This is a genomic window from Hyphomicrobium sp., assembly GCF_036262015.1.
Taxonomy (GTDB): domain Bacteria; phylum Pseudomonadota; class Alphaproteobacteria; order Rhizobiales; family Hyphomicrobiaceae; genus Hyphomicrobium_C.
In genome coordinates this window covers 908472-932143 of sequence record NZ_DATAJR010000008.1, presented here as the reverse complement: position 1 = coordinate 932143, position 23672 = coordinate 908472, and the positions used below count along the sequence as shown (strand labels likewise).

28 protein-coding genes are annotated in these 23672 nt (G+C 60.1%); 20 read left to right on the top strand and 8 right to left on the bottom strand.

Translation table 11 applies throughout. The features are described 5' to 3' along the window. Positions 1-3: 3 nt before the first annotated feature. Positions 4-546, top strand: coding sequence for a sigma-70 family RNA polymerase sigma factor (locus VHO05_RS12945; RefSeq protein WP_329646994.1), 543 nt, complete (start codon positions 4-6; stop codon positions 544-546). After that, entirely contained in the window at positions 543-1346 is an 804-nt protein-coding gene (locus tag VHO05_RS12940; RefSeq protein WP_329646993.1) for an anti-sigma factor, read from the top strand. Before VHO05_RS12945 ends, VHO05_RS12940 begins: the two co-directional genes overlap by 4 nt. On the opposite strand, the gene VHO05_RS12935 is transcribed toward VHO05_RS12940, so the two are convergent. The 5 genes from VHO05_RS12935 to VHO05_RS12915 all read right to left on the bottom strand — a co-directional run bounded on the left by VHO05_RS12935 (position 1300) and on the right by VHO05_RS12915 (position 7669). Continuing rightward, the gene (locus VHO05_RS12935; RefSeq protein WP_329646992.1) at positions 1300-4458 is read right to left on the bottom strand and encodes a CusA/CzcA family heavy metal efflux RND transporter; all 3159 of its coding nucleotides are present in this window, start codon (positions 4456-4458) and stop codon (positions 1300-1302) included. The two genes, VHO05_RS12940 and VHO05_RS12935, sit on opposite strands and share 47 nt — an antisense overlap. Then, the gene (locus VHO05_RS12930; RefSeq protein ID WP_329646991.1) at positions 4455-5864 is read right to left on the bottom strand and encodes an efflux RND transporter periplasmic adaptor subunit; all 1410 of its coding nucleotides are present in this window, start codon (positions 5862-5864) and stop codon (positions 4455-4457) included. Before VHO05_RS12930 ends, VHO05_RS12935 begins: the two co-directional genes overlap by 4 nt. An 11-nt stretch (positions 5865-5875) precedes the next feature. Then, complete coding sequence (locus VHO05_RS12925; RefSeq protein WP_329646990.1) at positions 5876-6271, bottom strand: FixH family protein; 396 nt, start codon at positions 6269-6271, stop codon at positions 5876-5878. A 572-nt stretch (positions 6272-6843) separates the two neighbouring features. After that, complete coding sequence (locus VHO05_RS12920; RefSeq protein WP_329646989.1) at positions 6844-7047, bottom strand: hypothetical protein; 204 nt, start codon at positions 7045-7047, stop codon at positions 6844-6846. 415 nt (positions 7048-7462) lie between these two features. Further along, positions 7463-7669 carry a helix-turn-helix domain-containing protein gene (locus VHO05_RS12915; RefSeq protein ID WP_329646988.1) on the bottom strand — a complete coding sequence of 69 codons (207 nt, stop codon included), beginning with the start codon at positions 7667-7669 and terminating at the stop codon, positions 7463-7465. A 311-nt stretch (positions 7670-7980) separates the two neighbouring features. On the opposite strand from VHO05_RS12915, the gene VHO05_RS12910 reads away from it, so the two are divergent. The 10 genes from VHO05_RS12910 (at position 7981) to VHO05_RS12865 (ending at position 12847) form a co-directional block, all read left to right on the top strand. Next, entirely contained in the window at positions 7981-8484 is a 504-nt protein-coding gene (locus VHO05_RS12910; protein WP_329646987.1) for a hypothetical protein, read from the top strand. Positions 8485-8568: 84 nt separating this feature from the next. Beyond that, complete coding sequence (locus tag VHO05_RS12905) at positions 8569-9099, top strand: hypothetical protein (protein ID WP_329646986.1); 531 nt, start codon at positions 8569-8571, stop codon at positions 9097-9099. Positions 9100-9347: 248 nt separating this feature from the next. Beyond that, the gene (locus VHO05_RS12900; protein ID WP_329646985.1) at positions 9348-9680 is read left to right on the top strand and encodes a helix-turn-helix domain-containing protein; all 333 of its coding nucleotides are present in this window, start codon (positions 9348-9350) and stop codon (positions 9678-9680) included. A gap of 11 nt (positions 9681-9691) precedes the next feature. Beyond that, positions 9692-9976 (top strand): hypothetical protein, encoded by a 285-nt coding sequence (locus tag VHO05_RS12895; protein WP_329646984.1) that lies wholly within the window; start codon positions 9692-9694, stop codon positions 9974-9976. Positions 9977-9996: 20 nt separating this feature from the next. Continuing rightward, entirely contained in the window at positions 9997-10404 is a 408-nt protein-coding gene (locus tag VHO05_RS12890; RefSeq protein ID WP_329646983.1) for a hypothetical protein, read from the top strand. 222 nt (positions 10405-10626) lie between these two features. Next, on the top strand, positions 10627-10803 hold the full coding sequence (locus VHO05_RS12885) for a hypothetical protein (RefSeq protein WP_329646982.1): 177 nt from the start codon (positions 10627-10629) through the stop codon (positions 10801-10803). Between the two features lie 80 nt (positions 10804-10883). Next, complete coding sequence (locus tag VHO05_RS12880) at positions 10884-11276, top strand: hypothetical protein (protein WP_329646981.1); 393 nt, start codon at positions 10884-10886, stop codon at positions 11274-11276. Positions 11277-11355: 79 nt separating this feature from the next. Beyond that, positions 11356-12009: a nucleotidyl transferase AbiEii/AbiGii toxin family protein gene (locus tag VHO05_RS12875; RefSeq protein WP_329646980.1), complete on the top strand. Its 654-nt coding sequence runs from the start codon at positions 11356-11358 to the stop codon at positions 12007-12009. Continuing rightward, positions 12006-12299 carry a hypothetical protein gene (locus VHO05_RS12870; protein WP_329646979.1) on the top strand — a complete coding sequence of 98 codons (294 nt, stop codon included), beginning with the start codon at positions 12006-12008 and terminating at the stop codon, positions 12297-12299. Before VHO05_RS12875 ends, VHO05_RS12870 begins: the two co-directional genes overlap by 4 nt. 8 nt (positions 12300-12307) lie before the next feature. Then, complete coding sequence (locus tag VHO05_RS12865) at positions 12308-12847, top strand: hypothetical protein (protein WP_329646978.1); 540 nt, start codon at positions 12308-12310, stop codon at positions 12845-12847. An 84-nt stretch (positions 12848-12931) separates the two neighbouring features. On the opposite strand, the gene VHO05_RS12860 is transcribed toward VHO05_RS12865, so the two are convergent. Continuing rightward, positions 12932-13843 (bottom strand): hypothetical protein, encoded by a 912-nt coding sequence (locus tag VHO05_RS12860; protein ID WP_329646977.1) that lies wholly within the window; start codon positions 13841-13843, stop codon positions 12932-12934. Positions 13844-14106: 263 nt separating this feature from the next. On the opposite strand from VHO05_RS12860, the gene VHO05_RS12855 reads away from it, so the two are divergent. From VHO05_RS12855 to VHO05_RS12820, 8 genes are all read left to right on the top strand, one after another. Then, entirely contained in the window at positions 14107-14421 is a 315-nt protein-coding gene (locus VHO05_RS12855) for a hypothetical protein (protein ID WP_329646976.1), read from the top strand. 420 nt (positions 14422-14841) lie between these two features. Beyond that, entirely contained in the window at positions 14842-15372 is a 531-nt protein-coding gene (locus VHO05_RS12850) for a MobC family plasmid mobilization relaxosome protein (RefSeq protein WP_329646975.1), read from the top strand. Further along, complete coding sequence (locus tag VHO05_RS12845; protein WP_329646974.1) at positions 15369-17180, top strand: relaxase/mobilization nuclease domain-containing protein; 1812 nt, start codon at positions 15369-15371, stop codon at positions 17178-17180. Before VHO05_RS12850 ends, VHO05_RS12845 begins: the two co-directional genes overlap by 4 nt. A 235-nt stretch (positions 17181-17415) precedes the next feature. Beyond that, entirely contained in the window at positions 17416-18303 is an 888-nt protein-coding gene (locus VHO05_RS12840; RefSeq protein ID WP_329646973.1) for a hypothetical protein, read from the top strand. 19 nt (positions 18304-18322) lie between these two features. After that, positions 18323-19234 (top strand): hypothetical protein, encoded by a 912-nt coding sequence (locus VHO05_RS12835; RefSeq protein ID WP_329646972.1) that lies wholly within the window; start codon positions 18323-18325, stop codon positions 19232-19234. Continuing rightward, entirely contained in the window at positions 19231-20076 is an 846-nt protein-coding gene (locus VHO05_RS12830) for a VWA domain-containing protein (protein ID WP_329646971.1), read from the top strand. The genes VHO05_RS12835 and VHO05_RS12830 overlap by 4 nt, the downstream gene beginning before the upstream one ends. After that, complete coding sequence (locus tag VHO05_RS12825; RefSeq protein WP_329646970.1) at positions 20076-20939, top strand: protein phosphatase 2C domain-containing protein; 864 nt, start codon at positions 20076-20078, stop codon at positions 20937-20939. The genes VHO05_RS12830 and VHO05_RS12825 overlap by 1 nt, the downstream gene beginning before the upstream one ends. Then, positions 20869-22932, top strand: a complete 2064-nt coding sequence (locus VHO05_RS12820; RefSeq protein ID WP_329646969.1) for a type IV secretory system conjugative DNA transfer family protein — start codon at positions 20869-20871, stop codon at positions 22930-22932. The genes VHO05_RS12825 and VHO05_RS12820 overlap by 71 nt, the downstream gene beginning before the upstream one ends. Here the strand turns inward: VHO05_RS12820 and VHO05_RS12815 are convergent. Together VHO05_RS12815 and VHO05_RS12810 are read right to left on the bottom strand one after the other, a co-directional pair. Further along, entirely contained in the window at positions 22929-23312 is a 384-nt protein-coding gene (locus tag VHO05_RS12815; RefSeq protein WP_329646968.1) for a hypothetical protein, read from the bottom strand. The genes VHO05_RS12820 and VHO05_RS12815 overlap by 4 nt on opposite strands. After that, complete coding sequence (locus VHO05_RS12810) at positions 23312-23614, bottom strand: hypothetical protein (protein WP_329646967.1); 303 nt, start codon at positions 23612-23614, stop codon at positions 23312-23314. The genes VHO05_RS12815 and VHO05_RS12810 overlap by 1 nt, the downstream gene beginning before the upstream one ends. Between the last annotated feature and the right edge of the window lie 58 nt (positions 23615-23672).

Genomic DNA, 23672 nt, shown 5'->3' with positions numbered 1-23672 from the left:
AAGATGGACGACCGGCAGAGATTTGCGGAAGCGGTGCTGCCTCATGTCGACGACGCGCTCTCCCTGGCGCGCTGGCTGACGGGCAACCTCACCGATGCGGAAGACGTGGTGCAAGAGGCCTGCATCCGCGCCTTCCGTGCGATCTCCTCTGCGCGCAATGTCAACTCGCGCGCCTGGCTTCTCGCCATCGTTCGCAACACGGCCTTCACATGGATTGCCAAAAACCGGCCCAAGGCCGTCGTGACGACTGACGACGACGATACATTCGAGCGGGCGGGATTGGAGATGGTTGAAACGCAGACCTCGCCCGAAGCCATCCTCATCGAGAAAACCGAATCCGAGCATCTCCATGCTGTTATCGCCGCGCTTCCTCTCTCGTATCGGGAGGTGCTCGTGCTGCGGGAGATCGAAGGGCTCAGCTATCAGGAGATAGCCAAAACTCTCGCCATACCGATCGGAAGCGTGATGTCGCGACTGGCGCGGGCCCGCAGCTTGCTCATTCAGCGCATCGGCACGACAGGCAAGGGAAAGGCGGGCGTCGCATGATCAAGACACCGTCATGGTCCTCTCGAGAGGAATCCATTCTTCTGCTGAACGCCTATCTCGACAACGAGCTCGATGCGGCATCCGTGCTGGATGTCGAGCGGCGTTTGGCGGCTGACCCCGCTCTAAAAGCCGAGCACGATCGGTTGAAACAGCTACAGAGTGCGCTCGCCTCGCAGCTCGCCCGCGAACAGGCTTCGGAAGATTTGAAGCGGCGGATCACCGAGATAGTGGACCCGCCGCCTGTAGTGGCGAAGCCATTCCGCCCATCGCCGAGAACAGCTTACGGCTGGCCACAGCTGGCCGCGGCCGCAGCCCTCGCGGCTGTTGTCGCCGGAGCAGGCGTGTTCGGGCTTCTGCGTCCAGACCCACTATCGAACGATATTGCGGCGATCGTTGCCGATCACCGGCGCGCCCTGCTGGCTGCGGCTCCCTACGACGTGGCATCGAGCGACCAGCATACCGTAAAGCCGTGGTTCGACAGCAAGCTCGCACTCTCGCCGCAAGTTCTTGACCTCGCGACCTGGGGATATCCGCTCGCGGGAGGCCGCGTCGAAATTCTGAATGGGAAGCCCGTGCCGGTCCTGGTTTACAAACGCCGAGCGCACGTCATCAGCGTCGTTGCGGCGCCGCGCGATGGAGAGAAATCCGTTGCAACGTCGGTCCGGCCGGCGACCCGGGATGGATATTCCGTGATCACGTGGCAAAGCCGAGATTTCGACTACTTCGCTGTCTCCGATGTGGCCGAGAGCGAACTCAGCGATTTCGTTGCACGCTGGCGCGAAGTGTCGGGTGATCGTTGACAGGCTGTACCGCTCTCCCCTTTGCAAACGCATAAACGGCAGGGATTACGACGAGCGTCAGGATCGCGGAGGACACCATCCCGCCGACCATTGGCACGGCGATGCGCTGCATGACCTCTGATCCCGTGCCGTGGCTCCATAGGATCGGGAGCAGACCCGCCATGATGGCAACGACCGTCATCATTTTGGGCCGCACGCGCTCCACCGCTCCCTCCATAATGGCGGCGTGGAGATCGCCGGATGTGAAAGGTCGTCCCTCGATCTCGGCGATCTTCTTCCGGTCAGCGAGCGCATGATCGAGGTAGATCAGCATGATGACGCCGGTCTCGGCCGCAACGCCCGCAAGCGCGATGAAGCCGACGGCCACGGCGACGGAGAAGTTGAACCCCATCCACCACATGAGCCACAGTCCACCGACGAGCGCAAAGGGAAGCGAGAGCAGAACGATCAACGTCTCGGTCAGGCGCCTAAAGTTCAAATACAGCAGGAGAAAGATGATGAGCAACGTGAGCGGGACAACGATCGCGAGTCGCTGCTTCGCGCGCTCATAGTATTCGAACTGGCCGCTCCATACCGCGTAGTAGCCCGTCGGAAACTTCACAGTGGCCGCCACTGCCTGGCGTGCGTCGGCGACATAGCCGCCGAGATCCCGATCGCGCGCATCGACAAAGATGTACGCGGCGAGCTGTGCGTTCTCTGTGCGGATCGACGCCGGTCCTTGTGTGCGCCTGATCTTGGCGACCTCGCCTAGAGGGATCGAGGCCCCATTGGCCAAGGGGACTAATACCTCGCGGGCGATCGCTTCCGGATCTGAGCGCATGTCGCGCGGATATCTGAGGCTCACCGCATAGCGCTCGCGACCTTCAACGGTGGTGGTCACGGTTTCGGCACCGATGGCGGAGGCAATGACCTGCTGCACGTCTGCAATCTTGAGGCCGTAGCGTGCGAGCTGGGGACGGTCCGGCTCGATCTCGAGATAGTAGCCGCCGATGATGCGCTCGGCGAAGGCGCTCGCCGTGCCGGGTACGGTTTTTATCGCCGCCTCGATTTCGCGCGCCAGCCCTTCGATGACCTTGAGATCGCGGCCGATCACCTTCACGCCGACGGGCGTGCGGATGCCTGTCGCCAGCATATCGATGCGGGCCTTGATCGGCATCGTCCAAGCATTCGAGACGCCCGGAAACTGCAAGGCCTTGTCCATCTCGGTGATGAGCTTGTCGACGGTCATGCCGGATCGCCACTCGCTTTCCGGCTTTAAATTGATGACGGTTTCGAACATCTCGGTCGGAGCAGGGTCGGTCGCGGTCGCCGCCCGCCCTGCCTTACCCCAGACGCTTGCGACCTCTGGGAACGACTTGATGATCTTGTTCTGGGTCTGCAGCAGCTCACCCGCCTTGGTGATGGAGAGCCCTGGCAGAGTCGTCGGCATGTAGAGCAGTGTGCCCTCATTGAGGTTCGGCATGAATTCCGAGCCGAGTTTAGTTGCCGGCCAAACCGAGGCCGCAAGCACCACGAAGGCCAACGCAATCGTCAGCCCCTTTGCCTTGAGAACGCCCCCGATAACCGGCCGATAGATCCAGATCAGAAAGCGATTTACGGGGTTCTTGTGCTCAGGGACGATGCGTCCCCGAACGAACAGCACCATCAGCGCGGGAACCACTGTCACCGACAGCAGCGCGGCGGCCGCCATGGCGAAGGTCTTGGTGAAGGCGAGAGGATGAAAGAGCCGTCCCTCCTGCGCCTCGAGCGCAAAGATCGGCAGAAACGAGACGGTGATGATGAGGAGCGAGAAGAAGAGCGCAGGGCCGACCTCGCTTGCCGCTTCGATCAGCACGTCTGTCCGCGGCTTGTCGGGGGGCGCGCGTTCGAGATGCTTGTGGGCATTCTCGATCATGACGATCGCCGCGTCGACCATGGCGCCGATGGCAATGGCGATACCACCGAGGCTCATGATGTTCGACGACAGCCCGAGGGCATACATGCAGATGTAGGCGATGAGGATTCCGAGCGGCAACGTGATGATGGCGACGAGGGCGCTACGGGCATGGAGCAGGAAAACGATGCACACCAGCGCCACGATGAGGCTTTCCTCCATCAGCGTGGTCTTGAGCGTAGCGATGGCGCGATTGATCAGCTCCGAGCGGTCGTAGACGGGGACGATCTCGGTGCCGTCCGGCAGGCTCTCCTTGATGTCGGCGAGCTTGCTCTTGACGTTCTCGATGACGGAAAGAGCATTCTGGCCATAGCGCTGGACGGCGATACCGGAGACGACTTCGCCTTCACCGTTCAGCTCGGTGATGCCCCGCCGCTCGTCAGGCGCCAGCTCGACACGGGCGACATCGCGCAACAGGACGGGTGTACCGTTCTCCGCTTTGAGAACGATCACTCCAAGATCATCGACGCCGCGCAAATACCCGCGACCGCGCACCATGAATTCGGTCTCAGCCAGCTCTACGACGCGCCCGCCGACATCCATGTTCGATTGACGGATAGCTTCGCGCACGTCCATCAGCGATATGCCGAACGCCTTCAGGCGGCGCGGATCGACGACGACCGAATACTGACGCACGAAGCCGCCGACGCTGGCCACCTCGGCGACTCCTTCGGCCTTGGCGACTGCAAAGCGCACCTGCCAGTCTTGGGTCGACCGCAGCTCCGCAAGCGTCCGCTTGGCGGCCATGACGGCATATTGATAGACCCAGCCGACGCCCGTCGCGTCGGGGCCGAGTGTCGGCGTCACGCCGCTCGGCAGGTTGCGCGTGGCCGCCGAGAGGTATTCGAGCACGCGTGACCGTGCCCAGTAGATGTCGGTGCCATCCTGGAAGATGACGTAGACGAATGAAACGCCGAAGAAGGAAAAGCCGCGCACCACCTTTGATCTCGGGACAGAGAGCATGGCGGTCGAGAGCGGGAACGTGACCTGATCCTCGATGACCTGGGGCGCCTGTCCTGCATACTCGGTGTAGATAATGACCTGCGTGTCCGAGAGATCCGGAATGGCATCGAGCGGCACATGCTTTACGGCATAGAGACCAGCGCCGACGATGAACACCGTGGCGATGAGGATCAGCATCAAGTTGGTCGCCGACCACCGGATGAGACGCGCAATCATGGCGACGGCTCCCGAGCCGGCACGGATGGTTCTTGAGGCGGATCAGCCGTGAACGACGACAACGCTGCCTTGAGGTTGCTTTCGGCATCGATGAGGAAGTTGGCCGAGACGACAACGTTCTCGCCTGCCTTGAGGCCATCTTTGATTTCGATCATGCCATCGCCGCGCCGCCCGAGTTGCACGACGCGTGGCTCGAATCGTCCCGCGTCCCGTGCAACCAACACGACCTGCCGGCTTCCGCTGTCGATGACCGCCTGTTCCGGCACCGCAAGCCGCGGCTCATCATCCGCGCCGGTGTCGATCTCCACATCGGCATACATCTCGTGCTTGATGCGGTGGTCGGGGTTCTTGACTTCGATCCGCACGGAGGCGGTGCGCGTCTCCTTGTCGAGCTCATGAAGGATGAACGTGACCTTGCCGTCGAACGTCTCGCCGGGCAGCGCCGTGAAGCGCACCCTGGCCGGGTCGCCGATCTTGACGGCTGAAAGATCCTGCTCGGCAACGCTGGCGAGGACCCAGATGTTCGAAAGATCGACGAGGCGGTAGAGCGGCTCACCCATCCGCATCATCATCCCCTCGACAACCAATTTCTCCATGACAATGCCGGAAGCGGGAGAGGGATAGTCGAACGACGGAGTGACCTCCTTGTTGCGTTTGGCCTCGGCAATTGCGTCCGCCGGGATACCAAGGATATGCAGCTTCTGCTCGGCGCCGATCACACCGGCAATGGCACTCGACTTCGCTTCCACCAGTGCGCGCAGGAAGTCCGGACTGTAGACGCGGAACAGCGGCTCACCGGCCTTCACGTGCTGGCCTTTCTCATTGACGTAGAGCTTTTCGATGAAGGCATCGGCCCTGAGTGTGATCACGCGCAGCGTGCGCTCGTCTGGCTTCGCGATGCCAGCGGCACGAACGGGTTTTGCGAGCGCGACCATGCGTGCTTCCTCGGTGCGCACACCAGCGCGCTGGACTTTGTCGAGGCTCACCTTGACGGTCGTGCCGCTCTCGTCTTCGCCCTCGTAGACGGGGATGTAATCCATCCCCATCCAGTCCTTCTTCGGCACCGGGGAGGTGTCCGGCAGACCCATCGGATTGCGGTAATAGAGCGGCTTGCGATCGGATTGGGCTTGCTGCGGAGGTACGGGCTTTCCCGCGAAGTCTTTCTCCTGGTTCTCGTAGACGGGCACGAAGTCGCGCCCGTCAGCCGTTTTGGCCGCGGTCGGCGAATAGTCGGCCGTGCCATCGGGATGCTTCCAGTAGAGCACCTTGCGGTTCTCCTGGCTCACCGGTGCATGAGGCTCGGTCGCGCGAAGGATTGGCCATGTGCCAGTGCCGGCCAAATAGCCCGCAGCGGCACTGGCAAGGACGGCCGCAATGGCCGCCCCCGCGAGGAGCGATCTGTTCATGGACGCGCTCCTCAGTCCTTGGCCGTAAAGACGACGCTGCCTTCGACGGTCTCGGCCTCGCCGGGAACCTTGGCCTGCAGCTTGAACGCCCAGTCACCGGCCATCGTGATGTCGGCCTTGTAGCGGTAGACGCCGGGTTCGCCGGGCGGCAACGCTTCGTGCTTGGCCAGCATCTCACCCATGCCGTCGGGCGACATGTCGAGCTGGGTGCGGAAAATCACAGCACCCGGCACGGCTTTCCCTGTTCGCTTGTCGACAAGCCGGACGCCCAGCTCCGATCCCGCATCGTTCTTGATTTCGACACTTACGGGTTGGAACTCGTAGTCAGTGGCTGCGGCAAGCGCGGCATGCGTGGTGAAGACCGCAAGCCCGGCAAGGACTGCGATGCGAGAATACGTTCCGATCATGATGATCAGCCTTCCTCGAATGATGAATGCGAGCGCCTGAATGGCGCATGAAAAGGTCCGCGCGAGGCTGTAGGCCTGCGCCAGACGATGTCGATCGCACTCAGGCTCGAGGAGGAGGCAGGGGAGGTCGGAGGTGGATCACGTCAAACTGCGCCGACGCGGAAAACATGAGACGCATCGGACCGGAAAGTCCGAGTTTGATCCCGCGCGGCAAATCTCCGACGAAGCTGGAGCACTTAACTTGGCACATATCGGGGGTGCAGAGACCCGCCTTGCACTTCGCACAATGCTCTTTTTGGTGCTTGGCCGTTTCGGCGCGTTCAGCCTTCATCCCGGGGCAGTCGGGCATGTCTGCGTGGCTTGAGACGTGCTGCGCTGGAGGCGGTGCATGGTAAGGCGCGGCCGCGAATGAGATGGCAGGCGTTGCCGCAATGCTGAACGCAACCAGCATCGCCACAATACGCCGCAAGTAATGAAACCGAGCCATGGCGCACGCTAGGGCGAACGCCTCCCCGGGTCAATGCGATGTCCGCGTCCGATCGTTAACGCCAAACTTGTGTCAGCAATCACAACTAGTCGGTGACGCCGGTCGGCACCGTCTTCTGGTAGCGGCTTGACGCGCCGCTCCAGAAGTATCCGGCTATTGCCACCGCAAGGAAGATCGTCCAGGCGATCACCCATGGCGCGGGCTTGAACCCGGCGCGCGCGGCCTTGCGGCGCTGCCGCTCGCCTTCCGCTCGCCTTTGAGACAGATCAACAACATTCCGGTCGGACATTGCATCCTCAATCAAATCAAGAGGGTACACATTCTACGCAATCGATGGCGCGGTCATCGATGAATCGGCCGAACAAGGGTTACATCACTCTTGACGCATTTCGCTAGCCGACACTGGCAAGAGTCGGCCTCTGGAGCAGACTCCGAGTGGACCGCCCTCACCCGCCTGCAGCAATGCTTGGCGTGGAGAAGCACATCGTCATGGAGGGCGTGAGAACGAATGGTTTCGCGCTGAGTGTTGGCGGAGACGAGGGGATTCATACCCCTGTGAGGCGCCAGCCTAACCAATTGATAGCATTGCTCTCTTTCAAACGCCCAAACGGCGGTGATATACGCGGTGATATATGCGGCACATGCCTGCCTAGATCCACCGATTGTGAGATATACCAAACCCCGAGGCAGAAATAGGTGAAATCCTACCCTCGGTGTCTCGCCCGAAGCCAAGCCTGCACGTCGGCAAGACAATAAACAACATTGCCAACTCCCGGGCCACCCAAGCGACGGTAAGGCGGCCCACGTCCCTCATGGCGCATCTTCTCAATTGCCTTCGGTGTACGGCGTAACATCTCGGCAATCTCCTCGACCGAGAGATACACTTGATCCTCGTCACCACCTTTGCCCATGGGCCACCGCTCGGGTCTTATTGCTTATGCAGCGAGACCCATTCCAATACTTCATCGAACAGATACAGGACCTTCGATTTCCCGTTGTCGCCGAGCCTGTAATATTTCGGCCCCCGCGATTCCAACCTCATCTTTTCCAAAGTCCGCGGTGACATCCTCAACATCTCCGCCACTTCAACCGACGTCATAAATACCGGTCCGTCTTTCCTCCCCCCACCACCGGAGCCTTCCGCTGCAAGAGCTGCCCCTTCCAATAACCAAAGCACACTTGCTACAATACCGCTCAGAAACACTTGCCCACCTGGATCGATATGAACGCTTCCCCCGAACTCGCCGCCGCAGAACGTGAGCTTGCAACAGCGCGTAAGCAATTCAATACCGCCCGGCGCGCCTTGGAAGCAACACTTTCACAGCACGGAGCAAGGGAAGGGGCGGCAGACCGCCTCATCCACCATGCCGATGAATACGGCGTTGATCATACGCTGGCTGTGCTCTCCAAAACCCCTGAAGTCCTGGACATCAAGGACGTGTTGCCCGCCGCCTCGGTCGCGGCACTCCGCACACCCCTTCAAGCGGCCTACGAAGCCATGCACCGCGTGGACCTTGCCATGGCCAAGGTCGAGAACTTCGCACGCAAGGGCGATCCCTCCCGAGCGAAAGCCGTCCTCATCGCGGACAAGTCGTATGTCTTCAATGCGAAGCAAGACACGCTGCGCAACATTGACAGCGGCGAAACCGTCAAAGCTGGCTCCCGCGTCGTTGACGGTGAAAGCAGCGGCCCCGGCAAGAAGCGCGAGCCGGAACGCGACCGCTAACCTGATCCTTCGCAATCCACTTCACTAGCCAACCACAATCCCTCATCGTATAAGCCCGAAAGCAATCCAGCTGAAGAGGCTAACGTGTTCGGACTGTTCAAGAAAACATTGCCAGCTCAAATCCGCCCAGCCCTCGAAGCCCGAGCGAGAGAAGCTGTCGCTCATATGGCCGGACAGATCCACGGCACTGAGTTCGTCCTTCAAGGAGGCACCATTAACTTCGCCATTGCCGCCGAAAGAAAGGAGCTTCAGACAGAAGTATCCGCCGCGCTTACTGCCCTATCCAGAAACCGCGAGAACTGGACCCGCCAACTCAAAGAGCTATTCGATGAGTACGACAAGCCTGAAACCACCGTTTACAAAAAAGGCGCCTTCCACGTCCTTGCTGCTCTGATAAAAACAGACGTCGTCTGCCGAGCCACAGACGAATACCCTAACGACAAAGCCCTCTCAGACATAGTGACCCACGTTCTCGTCACCACCTTAACCGCATTTGACTATCTGATGACTGGCACCAAGGACCACACGTTGGGTGAACCACTGCCATCCACGGAGATACTCTCCGAATTTCAATACGCCAACGCTCATTTTGAACGGCGCATCGGGTTTCGTTGATTTGGCGATACCCATCTCCTAGCCATTGCACGCGCGAAGCAGCAAAAGCCGTTCTTCAGATAGCCGATAGATCCACACTCAAAGGCAGATCGACCACACCGGCATCGTGATCAATGAGGTCGCCGTGTTGACGGAAGCCTGACCCAGCACAAGAAAGGGAGAGGGGCGATGCCGCCCCTCATGAACCGGCGCAAGGGAAAGAGAGGCTTTTCCGCCGCGCACGGGGCAACCCAACAGAAATCACCGCCATGAACACGACCACTCTCCCGCTGCCCGACTCCGCGCCCATCCTGCTTGGCCGCATCAAAACCGGAACCACCCAGCCTTACGAACAGGATCCAGCCCACGACCTTCTGGAAGAAGCGGTGCTAGTCTTACTGAGACAACGCTACCCCGCCTACCTCAAGCTGAATGGCTACCAGGTGCGGTGCGCCCTCAACCGCGCCTTCGTCCGCTTCCTTCTCGAGCGCACACGCGGCAACCAGGCACGCGCCGCGGAACTTGCAGGGTTCAACCGCAACACCCTGCGCACCCTCATCCGAAATTTCCAGATCGACTGGAAGCGCTACGTCGGCAAGTGAACGCGCCACCCATGCGCAAATCCATCATGCCACCCGCTCGGCAGTTTCAGCGCGCACGCAGCCGCCGCACGTTCAATCGGCTGTTCCAGCCCCTCCACGAGGGCCACCTTCACGAGGTGATTGAACTTCCGCCAACCCCCGACGAACACCATTGGTGGACATGCGTTGACCTCGAACCCGACGGGCAACGCCTCTATCTGCTGCCGGGGATCCGCTTCGCCAACCGTTTGGGCTTCGTCCAGACAGAACACGCGTGGGGTGGAGATGCAGACCTGCATCCGCCCTACGTCTACTAAATCAAACGAAAGAATGCCCTATGAACTATGTCCTGCTCGCCCGCTCCAACTACTTCCGCGTCCGCGATCCGAAACGCTTTGAACGCTGGTGCAGTTACTTCGGAATCGAATACTGGACAGGCAAAGAAATCCCGGACTCCGAAGACCTCGCCTACGCCATCGCCGCTGACAACGGCGAGGGATGGCCCAGCAGCCATCCGGAAACCGGGCATGAATTCAATTTCGATGAAGAACTCGCCAAACACCTGGACCCGCGCGACATCGCCCTGCTCTACCAGGTGGGAAACGAAGGCCTGCGCTACATCTCTGGCCATGCTTCCGCCATCCACGCCGACGGCCGCGCCGTCCATGTTGGGCTGCACACCATCCAAGACCTTGCCCGCAAGGAATTCGGCGAAGACGTTGTCATCACCGACGCCTGTTACTGACCACTCAAGAAAGCACGCAGCCGGTTCCGATTGGTCTAAAACGCAGCAGGAAAATCATGTTATTCTGTGTGCTGACAATAAAGCTGGCGCTCAATAACGCCAAACCAAGCGTCTAACCCTGTCCAAAAAGAGCAAGAGCCCGCAGCGTGCGGCCGAACTTGCCGGAAGGGAGAGAGAGGCTTTCCCTGCCAGGGCCCGAAACATCAACGAAAGACCCCGACCATGACGAATGCTTTGACCATCCGAGATCAGCTCAGCGAAGCCGCCTGGAACATCCTCGACGTCTACCACCGCTTGTTCGACCCGCTTCCGGTATCGCCCGATGTCTCTTCCGATCCGGACAGTCTTGAACGCTACATGGACGGGACGCGCAACGCCCGCCTTGGTACCGACGCCTAACTACCCATCACACCACACTCCCCAAAACGCGCCGAACGATCGGCGCGTTTTGCGTTTCAATGCCACGAAAGACCATCACCATGACCCATCAAATCCGTATCGCCCTCTTCGGCTGCAATGCTTCCGACCAAGCCTGGGCCTGCAACCTCCCCTCAGAGATCGACGCCAGACACGAAGGCACCATTTCCAAAGAAACCTACGATGCCATCCTCACCGCGAAGGAAGCCCTTGCCGCGAACCCCTGCTGGGACAGCATAGCCATCTCCTCTGATATGGCGTGTACATCGCTGGAAAATGCTCTCGTAGAATCTGGCTTGTGGCGCACGGGGAACGAAGACTTTCTGGTCTACCGCTTCGGCGGCCTCTACCTCCGCATCCTGAACAAGCATGACCGCGCCGCCGATATCGAGTTTGAAGTGGTGCGCCCGGATGGGGGCTCCGTCATTCCTGATATTGCCATCCCCGCGGTCTGACATCGCTGAAACATGCCCTTGGTATTGCGCACAACCTCCACTCGCCCCATAATCCTGTCAGTCAACCGGAACGATCCATGTGAGCCAAACGTTTACGCCCCGCCTCGATATCCTGCCCAAACCACAACAACGCCTCTGGCCTGAACTTTCGCAGCTATCAGCGTCTTTCACGCTCTATGGAGGCACCGCCATCGCCCTCCAACTCGGTCACCGGGTCTCCGTGGATTTCGATTTTTTCGCGCTTGAACCCATCGACACAGGCGCCCTCTACCAAAATACCTCATTCCTTTCTGGCGCCCGCATCATCCAACGCGAAGCCAACACCCTGACTTGCATCGTTGAGCGCGACGGACCAGTGAAACTCTCGTTCTTCGGGCTCCCGAACTTAAAACGCATCAACGCCCCTCTGCGCACATCCGACACAAATCTTCCTGTTGCCTCGTTACTTGACCTTGCGGGAACCAAAGCCGAGGTCGTCCAACACCGTGCCGCGGCAAAGGACTACGCCGACATCGATGCCCTCATCAGTGCCGGCATAGACCTACGCACCCATTTGCAAGCTGGCCGCAAAGTGTATGGCGACGTCTTCGTCCCCATCGCCACTGTTAAGGCTCTCACCTATTTCGACGATGGTGATCTCGCCACTCTTCCACCGAATGTGAAAGCCAGATTGGCAAAGGCTGCCGCCGACGTTGACCTGCTTACACTCAAACAGGATGGAGGCCACGATTGAAGCCGTTTCCTCAAACTCCTGAATTCCTAGCGGCCGCACAGCGCATCGTCTGGTTCAAACCGCCAAGCACGGCCCTTACGAACCCGATCGAACTCATGGCTTACGCCATGAAGCACTCCATCCCCGAAGACATGGACCTGTTGTTGCGCCACATCGGTGACGATGGACTGCGCGAAGCCCTCGACAAGGCACCCCCAGGCATTATTGATCCGCGCTCTTGGGCTTACTGGAACACCAAGGCAGGACGCTTCCCCACCCCACCACTTCCGACCCGTTCATTCACGCGCTGACACCGCCAATGACCCTCACCGTCCATCAACAAATGCTCGCGCACATGAGCGACATGCGCACCGCTCTCGGATTGCGCTTTATGTGGTTCATCCACGTCACCTTGAAAGACAACCTGCCCGGCATCCTCCTGGAAGGGCTCCAACCCAAAACGGACATGGCCGCCCCGGACGAGGTTGTTGCAGCGCTCGGTTACGGTGCAAGCAGCATCATCTGCCTCACGCCACTGGGAACGCAGCGCGTCTGCCCACCCGTAAAGGAGGGCAAGAAAGCCTGCCTCGCCTTCTTCCGTGATGATCTGCCGGAACGCCTCGGGTTGGATTGGTCGTTTAGTTACATGACCAACTTTGCGGAAGAACGTAGCTCCCCACACAGGCCCATCGAAGACATCTTTCTGGAACTTGTCATCCAGAACGGCACCTTCGTCTCCTACGACAGCATTCCGCCGCAACACCTGCGCCTGTTCGTCAACGGCGTGGCTCCGCATGACGTGGAGAAATGGCCGATGCTCTCTCCCCAATCCATTGAACAGGCCTACACGTTTCCGTAGGCCACTGCTGAGCACACCCACCGGACATCGAATTTTAAGAGGTGCTCCCGAATGGAGGACCACTCATCCCATCACCTGGCCACGTTATAGTTTGAGTTTTTCCTTCGCGGCTTCGTCCTTTATTTTCCCTTCATAACGCCGCTTTTCATCCAAAACCGCGTCTAGGTTTGCTTCCTTCAAGGTTTCGTCTTCCCACCTAATACTCAAGCGCCGATCGTTTACAGTGGCCACGACATCTAACTCTTCCCGGATTCGCCAGACGTTCGCGCCACTCTCATGAACATACGGTTCACCGAACGAAGCGAACTTCTCGCGCACTTGCGCCATGGCATCCCCTTCACGCATCTCGGCCGGAAGATCGATTACGCGTTCAAGCTCAAACACACGCCCGTCTCGCGAGAACCTCATCCGCACAAGTTCGCCCGACTGCCTTCCCCGAAAGTTACTTTCTCCCTTCGAGAATACGCAATACTCAAGATAGCGATTGTCACGCTTAATACACGAAGCGGGAGAACCGAATGCCGCCTCCGCTTCCGTCATCGTCATCCGCGTTGAAAATTCTCCCAGCGTCACGTGCATCTCTTCAGCCGTCAGCTTCGGCAAAACCACAACCACCTCAGCGTACACCTTCCCCGTGGGGCCATAGTCCCTAAGAAGCATCGAGCAGTAGTCCGCAGCACCCCGTTCTTTCACAAATGACTTGACCACCTTTTCGCCACGCTCCGTACCCCGCGATTCATAGCGATCCATCACGTCATACCGATTATCATTCTCCGACCAATCGGATGGCGTTGGCGTATGGGTCGTGATCAATCCAACCTCCGAGAGATGTGGGCAATGCTCCTTAATCCCGGCCACCACTGCCCGATGATAAAACATCTCCTCCCAAGCCTTGAAAACCGCCTGGTCTTGCTTCTTCCCCGCCGCCGCTTCGCACGACACTGAGAACACCATCACTAAGGCTAGCAACGCCTTCATCCCTTGCCCCTGCTTCATGTGCTCCAATCCCCCGCTTCACTCAGCCACCACAACACACGCCACCCGCACCACTCCGCGAACGACAGCATTCGAGACAGCATTCGAGACAGCATCTTCTGAAAATTGTTTTGCGCGCAACGCCAACCTTGCATTTTGGTCACACCGCATACAACGAGCGTACACGCTGTATGCCTGCCTGCCTAAGTTGGCACCATGGTCCCTTGGCACCACGTCACCTTGGTGCGTCAGATGCTGGCACCATGATACTCAGAGAGATGTCAATGCCGGATGGTGAGGTGCGCCTCTACTGCACGCGCATCGCTCAGGTCATCAGCTATTTCACAGAAGACGGGGAAGGGGGCTCGGTGCTCTGGCTTGAACCCGGTGAGATGGCCATCGTGCAAGACGGCGCCATGGATGAGATCCGCACGTGGATTCTGGGTGACATCGCCCAGCGCCTCCAATGCACGCCAGACCAGGTCGAAGCCTTCCCGCTCGAAACCCTCTGCACGCGCTTGAAGTGGACACCCGACCCTCCGCGTCACCCCTGGCAAGTCCAGCGCTCCCAAACGCCCGCACGTCGCATGTCCCGCTAAGCTACGCTTAGATACTCCATTACCACAGTAAAACACGCTATAATACTCTCTCACTTCGCCTGATGGGGTGTATTTTTCCGTTCACCGTCCAATAAACCTTCGGGGGTCCGGGGGCAGACAGCCCCTGGTAGCTGCTTTTCGCATAGCCATTTCTTGAGCCGGACTGTGCACGCTCTGTATGCATCATAACTATACCATATTTTTGCATCATGATAGGTAATGATTGTTGGGAGCAAGCAATGCCATAGGGCCCCCAAGAGGGCCCTATGGCGGGTCATTCGGCCTTCGGCCTCAAGACCCAAATTGCTTGTCCCTCAAACGCCGGGAGGGCTTTGCAGCTGCATGACATCGGACACCGCCGACACCGCAACGGGCGCGCGCGCCGCGCGCGCCAAGTCGAATCGGCGCCCGAAAATCACGTTGGATGACGATGAATCCGCCTTGGTGCGATCGGCCGCCAAAGCACGAGGGATAAAACCCGCCCACTTCATGCGCGAAGCAGTTCTCGCCGCCAGCAGGGCAGCCGTCAGCACGCCGTCGCCATCAGCGACAGCATCATCCGCATCCAAACGTCAAGCAGATCCAGGGGACCCCGAGGCAACCGTCAGAAAGAAGCTCTTCCTCACCCCGTCAGAGAGCACGCTGCTCGAGAAGGAAGCCCAAGCCGCAAAGCTGTTGCAGAGGGATTACCTGCGTCTGGCCGTGGTCGCCGCCATGACGCAAGCGCCGCCTCCACGCCGCAAAGCCGTCGTCAGCAAAAACGATCTGGCCCATGAAATCTCGATGATCGCCTTCCAGCTGAAGAAGATCGGGAACAACCTGAACCAGATGGCCAAGCAGGCCAACACCGGCTTGGTGCCCATCACCGAACGCGAAATCTATTATTTCCTCTCGCTGCACCAGCGCGTGCTGACCATGAGCTCCGCCGCCCTTGAGAAGGTGCTGGCATGATCGGGAAGATCCCGCGGCCGGGGAAGGGGTTCCGGGGCAGCTTCAACTACCTGATGCACGGTAAACGCGACGATGCCCGCGATCCCGAGCGTTTGGCATGGTGGGAAACCCGCAACCTGTTCGTGCAAGATACGAACAAGATCCCGGGCATGATGCGCGCCACCGCCGCGCAATCGAAGAAATGCCAGAAGCCCGTCTACCACATGATCATCTCGTGGCGGCCGGATGAATTGCCCTCGGACGTCACCATGCGCGAAGTGGCCGACCGCGCCCTTTTCGACATGGGCTTGAACGAACACCAAGCCGTGCTCGCCGCCCACCGCGACACCAATCACCGCCACCTCCACATCCTGGTCAACCGCGTTCACCCGGAAACGGGAAAGGCTTGGCATACCAGCAAGGACTGGGCGCGCTTCGAGCAGAGCATTGCCCGCCAAGCGTTGGAACGTGGAATGGTCAAGGTGGATGGCCGCCACAATACGCCCGAGAAGATGGCACGCGCACGAAAGCGCGTCCGCGACGGCGAATACCAGATGGAAAAGCGCTTGGGGCGCGAAGTTCCCAAAGACCGCTGGTCCGCCGAGGAAATCAGATCCCGCAGAAAGCAACTCCACCCCATCTTTGAGCAAGCGCGTTCATGGGACCAGCTTTCCCGCCTGTTGGGCGCGGAAGGGTTGACCCTCACCGCCAAGGGACAAGGCTTGGTCATCGACGACGGCATGGGGTTCATGAAGCTGTCCGACCTCAACAAGGAGGTGCGCCTTGCCGGGCTTGAGGCCCTATACCGCGAGCGATTCAGTGACTTCTCGCAACGAAGGGAGATGGAAGCCGCTCAGTCGAACGCAACCCCGCCGGTTGCACCAGCGCAGGTTCCCGAACTTGCCGTTCTGCAACCCGGCCACGACAAATCAGCCGCTTCAGAAACCTCGCCCGCGCGACACCAAACCGAAGAGGCCGAGAAGGACAAGGTACGCGCCGAGTGGCGCGCCAAACGCCAGCATGAACGCCAAAGCACCGGCGAGGCCGAAGACGACAACGACGGGAGCAGCGGCACGCAAAGTATCCGCCGCGAACGCGCAGAGCCTGCGCGTGCCCGCGCCGATGCCCAGCCGCGCAAGGAAGCCTGGCGTGCGGTCATGGAAGCCCGCGAAAAGCTTGACCTTGCCCGTGAGCTCCACCGTAGCCGCCTCATCGACAATGACGACCTCGTTCGCGCCATCGACAATCACGCCGCAGCGCGCGACGACCTTGCAACGCTGATGCAGGAGGAACCCAACAAGGCGCTTCTGCGCGAGGAATGGAGACAACAAGCCGAATCCCAGCGCGAAGCCGTCCATGCGCGCGCTTGGCGTCAGCCAAATGCCAACAACGGAAGCGCCACCGAGGCTGACGCCGCCGCGGCTGCGGACGCGCGCCCCCAGCGTGCGTTGCAGCCGACACCGAAAGCTGCACCGCCTGCGCCGTCGCCACGCCTCGAAGCCTTCCGCAACCTAAGCCATGCCCATGAGACGTTGGATCTGGCCCGCCAACTGCACGGGTTGGGCCTTCTCTCCAAGCAAGACCTGATGAACGCGCGCGATGACGTTGCTGCAGCGCGCGATCAGTTGAACAAGCACCAGACCTTTAGCGAGTTTGTCGGTGATGGCGTGCGCGATGTCCTGTCCAAAACCCACAAGGCTGCACCAGCTCCGGCGGCAACACCCGACAAGAAGCCTCCTCCTCCGCCCCCAATGCCCCGCAAGCAAGAAATCAAGCAAGACAATGAGCACGATCGGAAGAAAGAGCGTGAACGTGACCGCGACCGCTAACTTCCACTCTTGACGCCTCGCGTTACGCTAAGCCACAAAGATGGTGTTCCACCGCAGCACTTGGGAGATGTCCTACCAACCCCTCCAAGCACAATCTCACATCACAGATCACACACGCTCACCGTAATAGCAGCGAGTTTGCTGATCCATGTTGCTTGGACCTGGGGACCACGCCTGGGGTGCCCGCTTGCACCCTCAGAAAGACGACTATTTCCGTTTCACGTTGGGTGAGATCATGGGCACGGCCGGCGGAGCCGGCGCCGTCTACCAGCTCATGCCGCGTACCGACCCGCCCCTAGTCGCAAAGATCTACAACGACAAGGTGCTGCAGTTCATCCGCAGCGACAGGAAGTATGCCCAGCGCATCATCGCGCTTGGACTGCATCGCGATGAGCTCGCCAAATCGTTGTCCTTCGCGACCTGGCCACGGCGCCTGATCTTCAACGAAAGAGAACCCAAAGACGCGCAGCAGGCCCTGCTCGGGTTCACCATGGAACGGTTGGTGGGGACCACCTCCCTCATTGACCTCGTCACCCAGCAGAACGCCCGGTTCAAGATCACGCCAGACACCACCGCGTTCCTGTGCATCACACTCGCCGCCCAGCTGGCGCGGATGCACCGGCATCCCTGGACGTTCGTCTTTGGGGACATGTCCCCCAACAACTTCCACATCACCGCCGACCTTACGAAGGTGCGGTTCATCGATACCGACGGCTTCCAGTTTGATTACAACAACGGAATGTACACGTTCCGGCTGTCGGGGCTGACGCCGGGGTTCAAATCTCCCGGCGCCGACGCCTCGCTGCAAAGGACAGGGCGCCTCACCACGACGCATGACGACTTCGTGTTGGCCATCCTCCTGTTCATGATGCTGATGGCCGACAAGGGGATGCCCATCCATCCCTTCCAATGCGGCGACACGCCGGAAGATGTCCGCATCGAGAAGCGCCAGTTCCCGCTTTCCGACCCCGTACAGTTCCCGCTGCCCGCGCCGGTCGTCGCCGCCTGGAACGAGCTTCCGCAAAAACTCAGGGACGCCTTCACCCGCACGTTCACCGGCCCTACGCCGATACCCGCCGCCGAGTGGGAGACCATCCTCACCGACTACCGGAGGTGTCTTTGACCCGGCGAAAATCACGGCCATGCATTCCCACTACATCGCCCCGCCCCGTGCGGTTACCCACGTCTACGGGTACTCGAACGCTTATTGGCGCTTTGCGAGATGGGTCGAGACTGCGCAACCGGCCTTCAACGTCGCCAGAAAGGTGCTGTCCGTCTCGTGGAAGGTGCTCGTCATCACCTTTCTCATTATCAAGGGCCTCCTCAAGGCACACCTCCCCAAGCTGCGGCGTCCGCTCGGCCGCGCGGCAACGTTTGTCCTCAAATCCATCGGAGAATTCCTGCAGGAAGCGCTGCACGCCCTCATCAAGCCCGTTCTCACCGTGGTGGGGCTGACCGCCTTGTTCGTCATCCTCAGCAACACCAAGGACCCGTCCCTCCAACAGGCCATGACCTTACCCGTCGCGCAGGTCACGACCTTGCTTAAACCTCAGCCACGGAAGGCCCCGCCACCGCCAGTCGACACGCCGCTCACCCGCTTCCATGACGGGGCGCAGTCGTTTTCCTCTGAAGCCGCGTCCATCACCGCGCTTGCCGACGCCCTCAACATCCCGGCCAGCGTCGTCAACGCCAACGTGCCTCGCGCACTGGAGCTCGCCAACAGCAACAACAGCGCCATGAAGAAGCGCGTGGGGAACTTTCCGCTCCCCACCGGCACCAGCAGTCGCCTACTCGCCGCCCTCACGCCCTCGGATGTCGACCATCTCGGCTTGGTGCTGGATTATGCCGCAACGCTCGGAAAGGAAGAGGTCACCCTGCAAACCGAAATGCCGTCGGGGGACCTGTCCCTCGAGGCCACGGTCACCAAGCTTTCCCGCGGATGCTTCCGCTACGCCATGACGTTTTTACGCCGCAGCTTCCGCCATCTCTCCACCGCAACCGCCTGCCGCAACGGCAACACCTGGTCATTCCCAGAGAAAAGGAGCACGCCATGAGCATCGCCAAACAGATGATCACCAATCTCGCAGGGCCGGGCTTCGTCCCTCCGACGCTGGCCTCGCGCAAGCGCTATCCCTTCGTGTTCATCATCGACGTATCGGGTTCGACCGGTGACGAACCCGACCCCGACATCCACCACATCAACAAATCCATCAGCATCCTGCTCGACACGCTCAGGAACCCGACCCCCTCGAGCGACCTGCAGAAGCAGGTGGACAGCATCGATGTCTGCATCATCTGCTATTCCGCCACAGCCCGCGAACTTCTGCCGTGGTCGATCGCGAAAAACCTTCCCCCCGCCGTCCAGACCCTTACTCCGGAATCCTCCACCAGCACGGGCGCCGCCATCGAAATGGCCCTGCAGCAGATTGGAGACCGCCTGCGCTACTACAGGGATCCCGCCAACAACTTCGCGTCAGGCATGCCCCACATCATCCACCTCACCGATGGCGCCATGAACGACATGAAGCCCGGCGACGCGAAGTGGAACACCATCAAGCAGCGCCTCGACAACATCAACGGCGCCAACAATACCGAAAAGAAATCGGTCACCATGCTGCACTTCGTGTCGCCCAAGGGTTGTGACCGCGAGCGCATCGACATCAACGGCCGCATGATGACCGGTCAGCAACTGCTTGCAGAGCTTACGGGCAAGGACACCGTATTCGAGATGGGCCGCGAAATCGGCTCGTTCGAGACGTTGATCAAGCTCATTACCGTCGCCATCACCAGCATCACCAAGAACTACGGCGGCGTAGGAGCCGTCGATGCCATGAAATCCGCCATCGACAGCGCCGCCATCCAGCTGCGCACCAACAACGTCACCAACATCCTCTGATGCAACAAAACATTACGCTTCCCGTCCGCCATGATCTCGCGCCGCTTGCTCGCCTCGAGACCAACTGGGTACCGCCCTGGCTCATCGCCCGCGTCGCCCAGCATGGCCCGTGGCATTTCGAGAGCGGCGCGCCCATGGACGACAGCCACATCATCGGCGGCGCCTCCGGAGCCTTCTGGATGGCCGCCGCCGACGGTGTCGGTTCAAAGAAGAAAAGCCGCTTTGGCAGTGCTGCCGCCTGCCTCGCACTCGACACTTATCTCGGCGCCGCCCTGTCAAACGGCGCCGATCCCACCCGCATCCTCCTTATCGAAGCCTTCCATGCGGCACACGTTGCCATCCAGCAGCTTGCCGCAAAGGAGAAAGCACCCGCCGACGAATTCGCCACCACATTCGCCGCCGTCATCATCAAGGGCGATACCATCATCGGGGCAACGGTCGGTGACAGCGGTATCGCCGTGGGATCGGAGCACGAGGACGAGCATGGTCAAAAGGCCTTCCGGCTGGCCCCATTCTGTTCAGCGCCACAACCCAATGGGGCAACCTACAGCCTCACCGACCCCAACTGGTCCCAATACGTCGCCAGCACGCAATCACGCAGCCCCCACATCACCACGGTCATCGTCGCCACGGATGGCGCCAATAACTACTTCCTAAAACCCGCCGCTTCCGGAACGTCCTTCCACCCGGAGTGGGCGGAAACGCTGGAGGGACGATTGGAAGAGCTTGGCCCGCTCACATTCATCAACGCCTTCGCCCATTTCATCCAGCATCAAACCCCCGAGAACTACGATGACAGGACTCTTCTCGTCGCGTACCGGGCCCCAGAAAAACATGCACCACCCGCTCCGCAATCCCGGTGACTACACACAAAATACCTTCGTGCCAGCGCTTCAAGCGCTGCTCGCGAATCCGGCTGGCCTGTTGACCGTTCCAGTTTCCGACCTCACCTCTCTCGCCGACACCAAGCAGTTCGAACGGTTCATCAACGACCACGTCAACAAGGATGCCCCAAGCACGATTGCTTACGCCGCCGGCGCCATCCTCAACATCTTCACCCTGAACCCCGCCGCGCAGGCGGCACACACCGCAGATCATCTGAAGAAGTCGTATCAACACAACAGCAAGGTCAAAGAGCTCTACAAGATCGTCAACCGGTTCATCGTTGCGCGCCCGGTGCTGTCGCTCACCGACAAGGAAAAGGCCTTTCTGCGCACCAACGCCGCCTTCACCGCGCAGAACCTCATGACGCCCGACGATTGGGTTGAATTCTATGCGACGATGATATGGAACGAGGGAAATTGCAGCCTTGACCCGGAGCCGTCTGTGGCTGCGTTACCTGCCACGCATGGCGCGCATTCCGTCGTCCGCTCCTTTTTGGAGAAGTGGTTCGACAAGCACGAAGTGTTTATGGCATCCACTGCCGCCGCCATCTCACGGCGTGCGCAGAACCTGCCGCCCGCCGCAAAGCCCTTGCCGCAAGCCGTGATGCACCAGGCGCTCGATACCGGCGCCAAATGGATGGACCGGAACGACCTTCATAGCAGCCGCTACTATACCGATACCTTCAAGCCCGAAACTCTCGTCCTCGGATATGAAGCATCAACCGGCGCACCCGTTTGCTTCTCGGGGGCGGAAAGCCTCATCACCATTGGCGGGCCCGGCTCCGGGAAAAGCCAATGCCAAGTCATCCCCAATCTGCTTCGGTACCGGGGCAGCGCCATCGTCCTCGATGTAAAAGGAGAGCTGTGGGATGCGACCGCCGGATACCGCTCCAATCATTATGGGCCGGTCTACCGCTTTGCCCCCACCGATCCGAGCCGGTGCACGCATCGCTACAACCCCTTCGACTTCATCTCCAATGACCCTGCCCAGGCCGCCGACCAGGCCACCGTGCTGACCTATCAGGTTGTGGTCGACGACCCCAACCTCAAGGAACCCTACTGGGAGAACAGGGGCCGCGACCTGATGTGGGCCTTCGCCATGATGGTCGCCGTGAAGGCCTCACCCGAGAAGCGCACCATGAAGGGCTTGGCGGAGCTCATGAGCGTGCCCTTCAGCGACGACCCCGACAGCGACATCCAGCTCTTGCTGGATTCCATGACCAGAATGGCGAAAAGAACCGGCATCTTCGACCTTGAAGCCGCCGCCAACGCCATCCGCGCGGGCATCAAGGCGGGGGGAACGCGCCTGGAAGGTGTCCTCGACACCGGGCGCCGCTATCTCTCGGTGTTCACCCGATCGCCAACCATTGAAAAGACCATCGCCACTTCGGATTGGAGGCCGGAGCATTTTCGCAACAAGCCCGGCACCACGCTTTACATCTGCGTGCCGCCCGCGGAATTGAAGGCTTACGCCCCCATCATCCGCATCATGCTGATCCAGCACACGCGCATCCTGATGAAAAAGCAGATGCAGCAAGGGGAACTGCCCATCACCTTCTTCCTCGACGAGATGCCTCAATTGGGCAACTTCGAGAGCATCCTGGAACTGCAGGACGTGGGGCGTGGCTCCGGGCTACGCCTCTGGATGTTTGCTCAATACATCGCGCAGCTGGAAGCAGCGTTCGGAAACAAATACCAGGGTGTGGTCGATGCCTGCCGCTCCAGAAGCTTCCTGCAGCCCGACATGCAATTGGTCAAATTCATCCAGCCGGGCCTTGGTACGACCCGCAATCCCTTCACCGGGGAAACCAAGAAACTTGCAGAAGACCACGATCTCGTCGGAAGGCTCTACGACGACAAGGTCATTCTCACTACGCGTGGGGACCACCCGATGGCGTTGAACAAACGGTATGCGTGGCAGACCGATAGAGGAAAGATGGTTCCCCCGCCCGCCATTCGCAGAATACCCTAACCCTGGTCGCGATCACTGTCCTTCGCACGGGTGTATTCCCGCACGGCAACGGAAACGGCTGGCGAGGCGGCCACCGGTGCTTGCCTCCCGCGTTCCACAGGCTTGGACTTCTCGGCTGCTCTCGCCAGCCCCCGATCGGCGGCATAGGACCGCAATTGCTTCAATCCCGGATACTCACGCGAATGGGCCGGGGGAAGGGGAGCCACCGCCGTTTCCAGCAAAACACCCAATTCAAATTTCGCCTTGTCGCGTGGGTAGTCTTCCTCGGTACGCCCCCGCAAGCGTTCGTGCGCAAGCAGCACTCGGCCGACCGTCAAAGCATCAGAGACCATCTCGCCGCGGTCAGAAACGACCTCACGCAGCTTGTCGAGCGTCCACATCACGAACCCTTTTCAGTTCCCAGCGCGATGCCTTCGTAGAGCACATGCGCACCCACTTGCCTGCGAACGATGCCCGTCGCTTCCGCAACCTTGTCAAACTCGGCATGGAACACGGAGAAAGCGAGGGGAACCGCATTCCTGCCCTCGCACCAATTGCAGTAGGATTCCCAGATGGCGCTGCTGCCCGCGCCGCTATTCGGCTCGGGTGAAATCCGCTCCAGCGCAAACACCCCTACCTGCCAACCAAGGGTGTCCTTACTTTCCGTCATCCCCCGATCGTCCCCGCCCTTGGCCGGCTTCACCAGCAATTCCCGAAAGAACCTCACGGCAGACCTCAGTCCGAAACCCCATCCCTAGTTC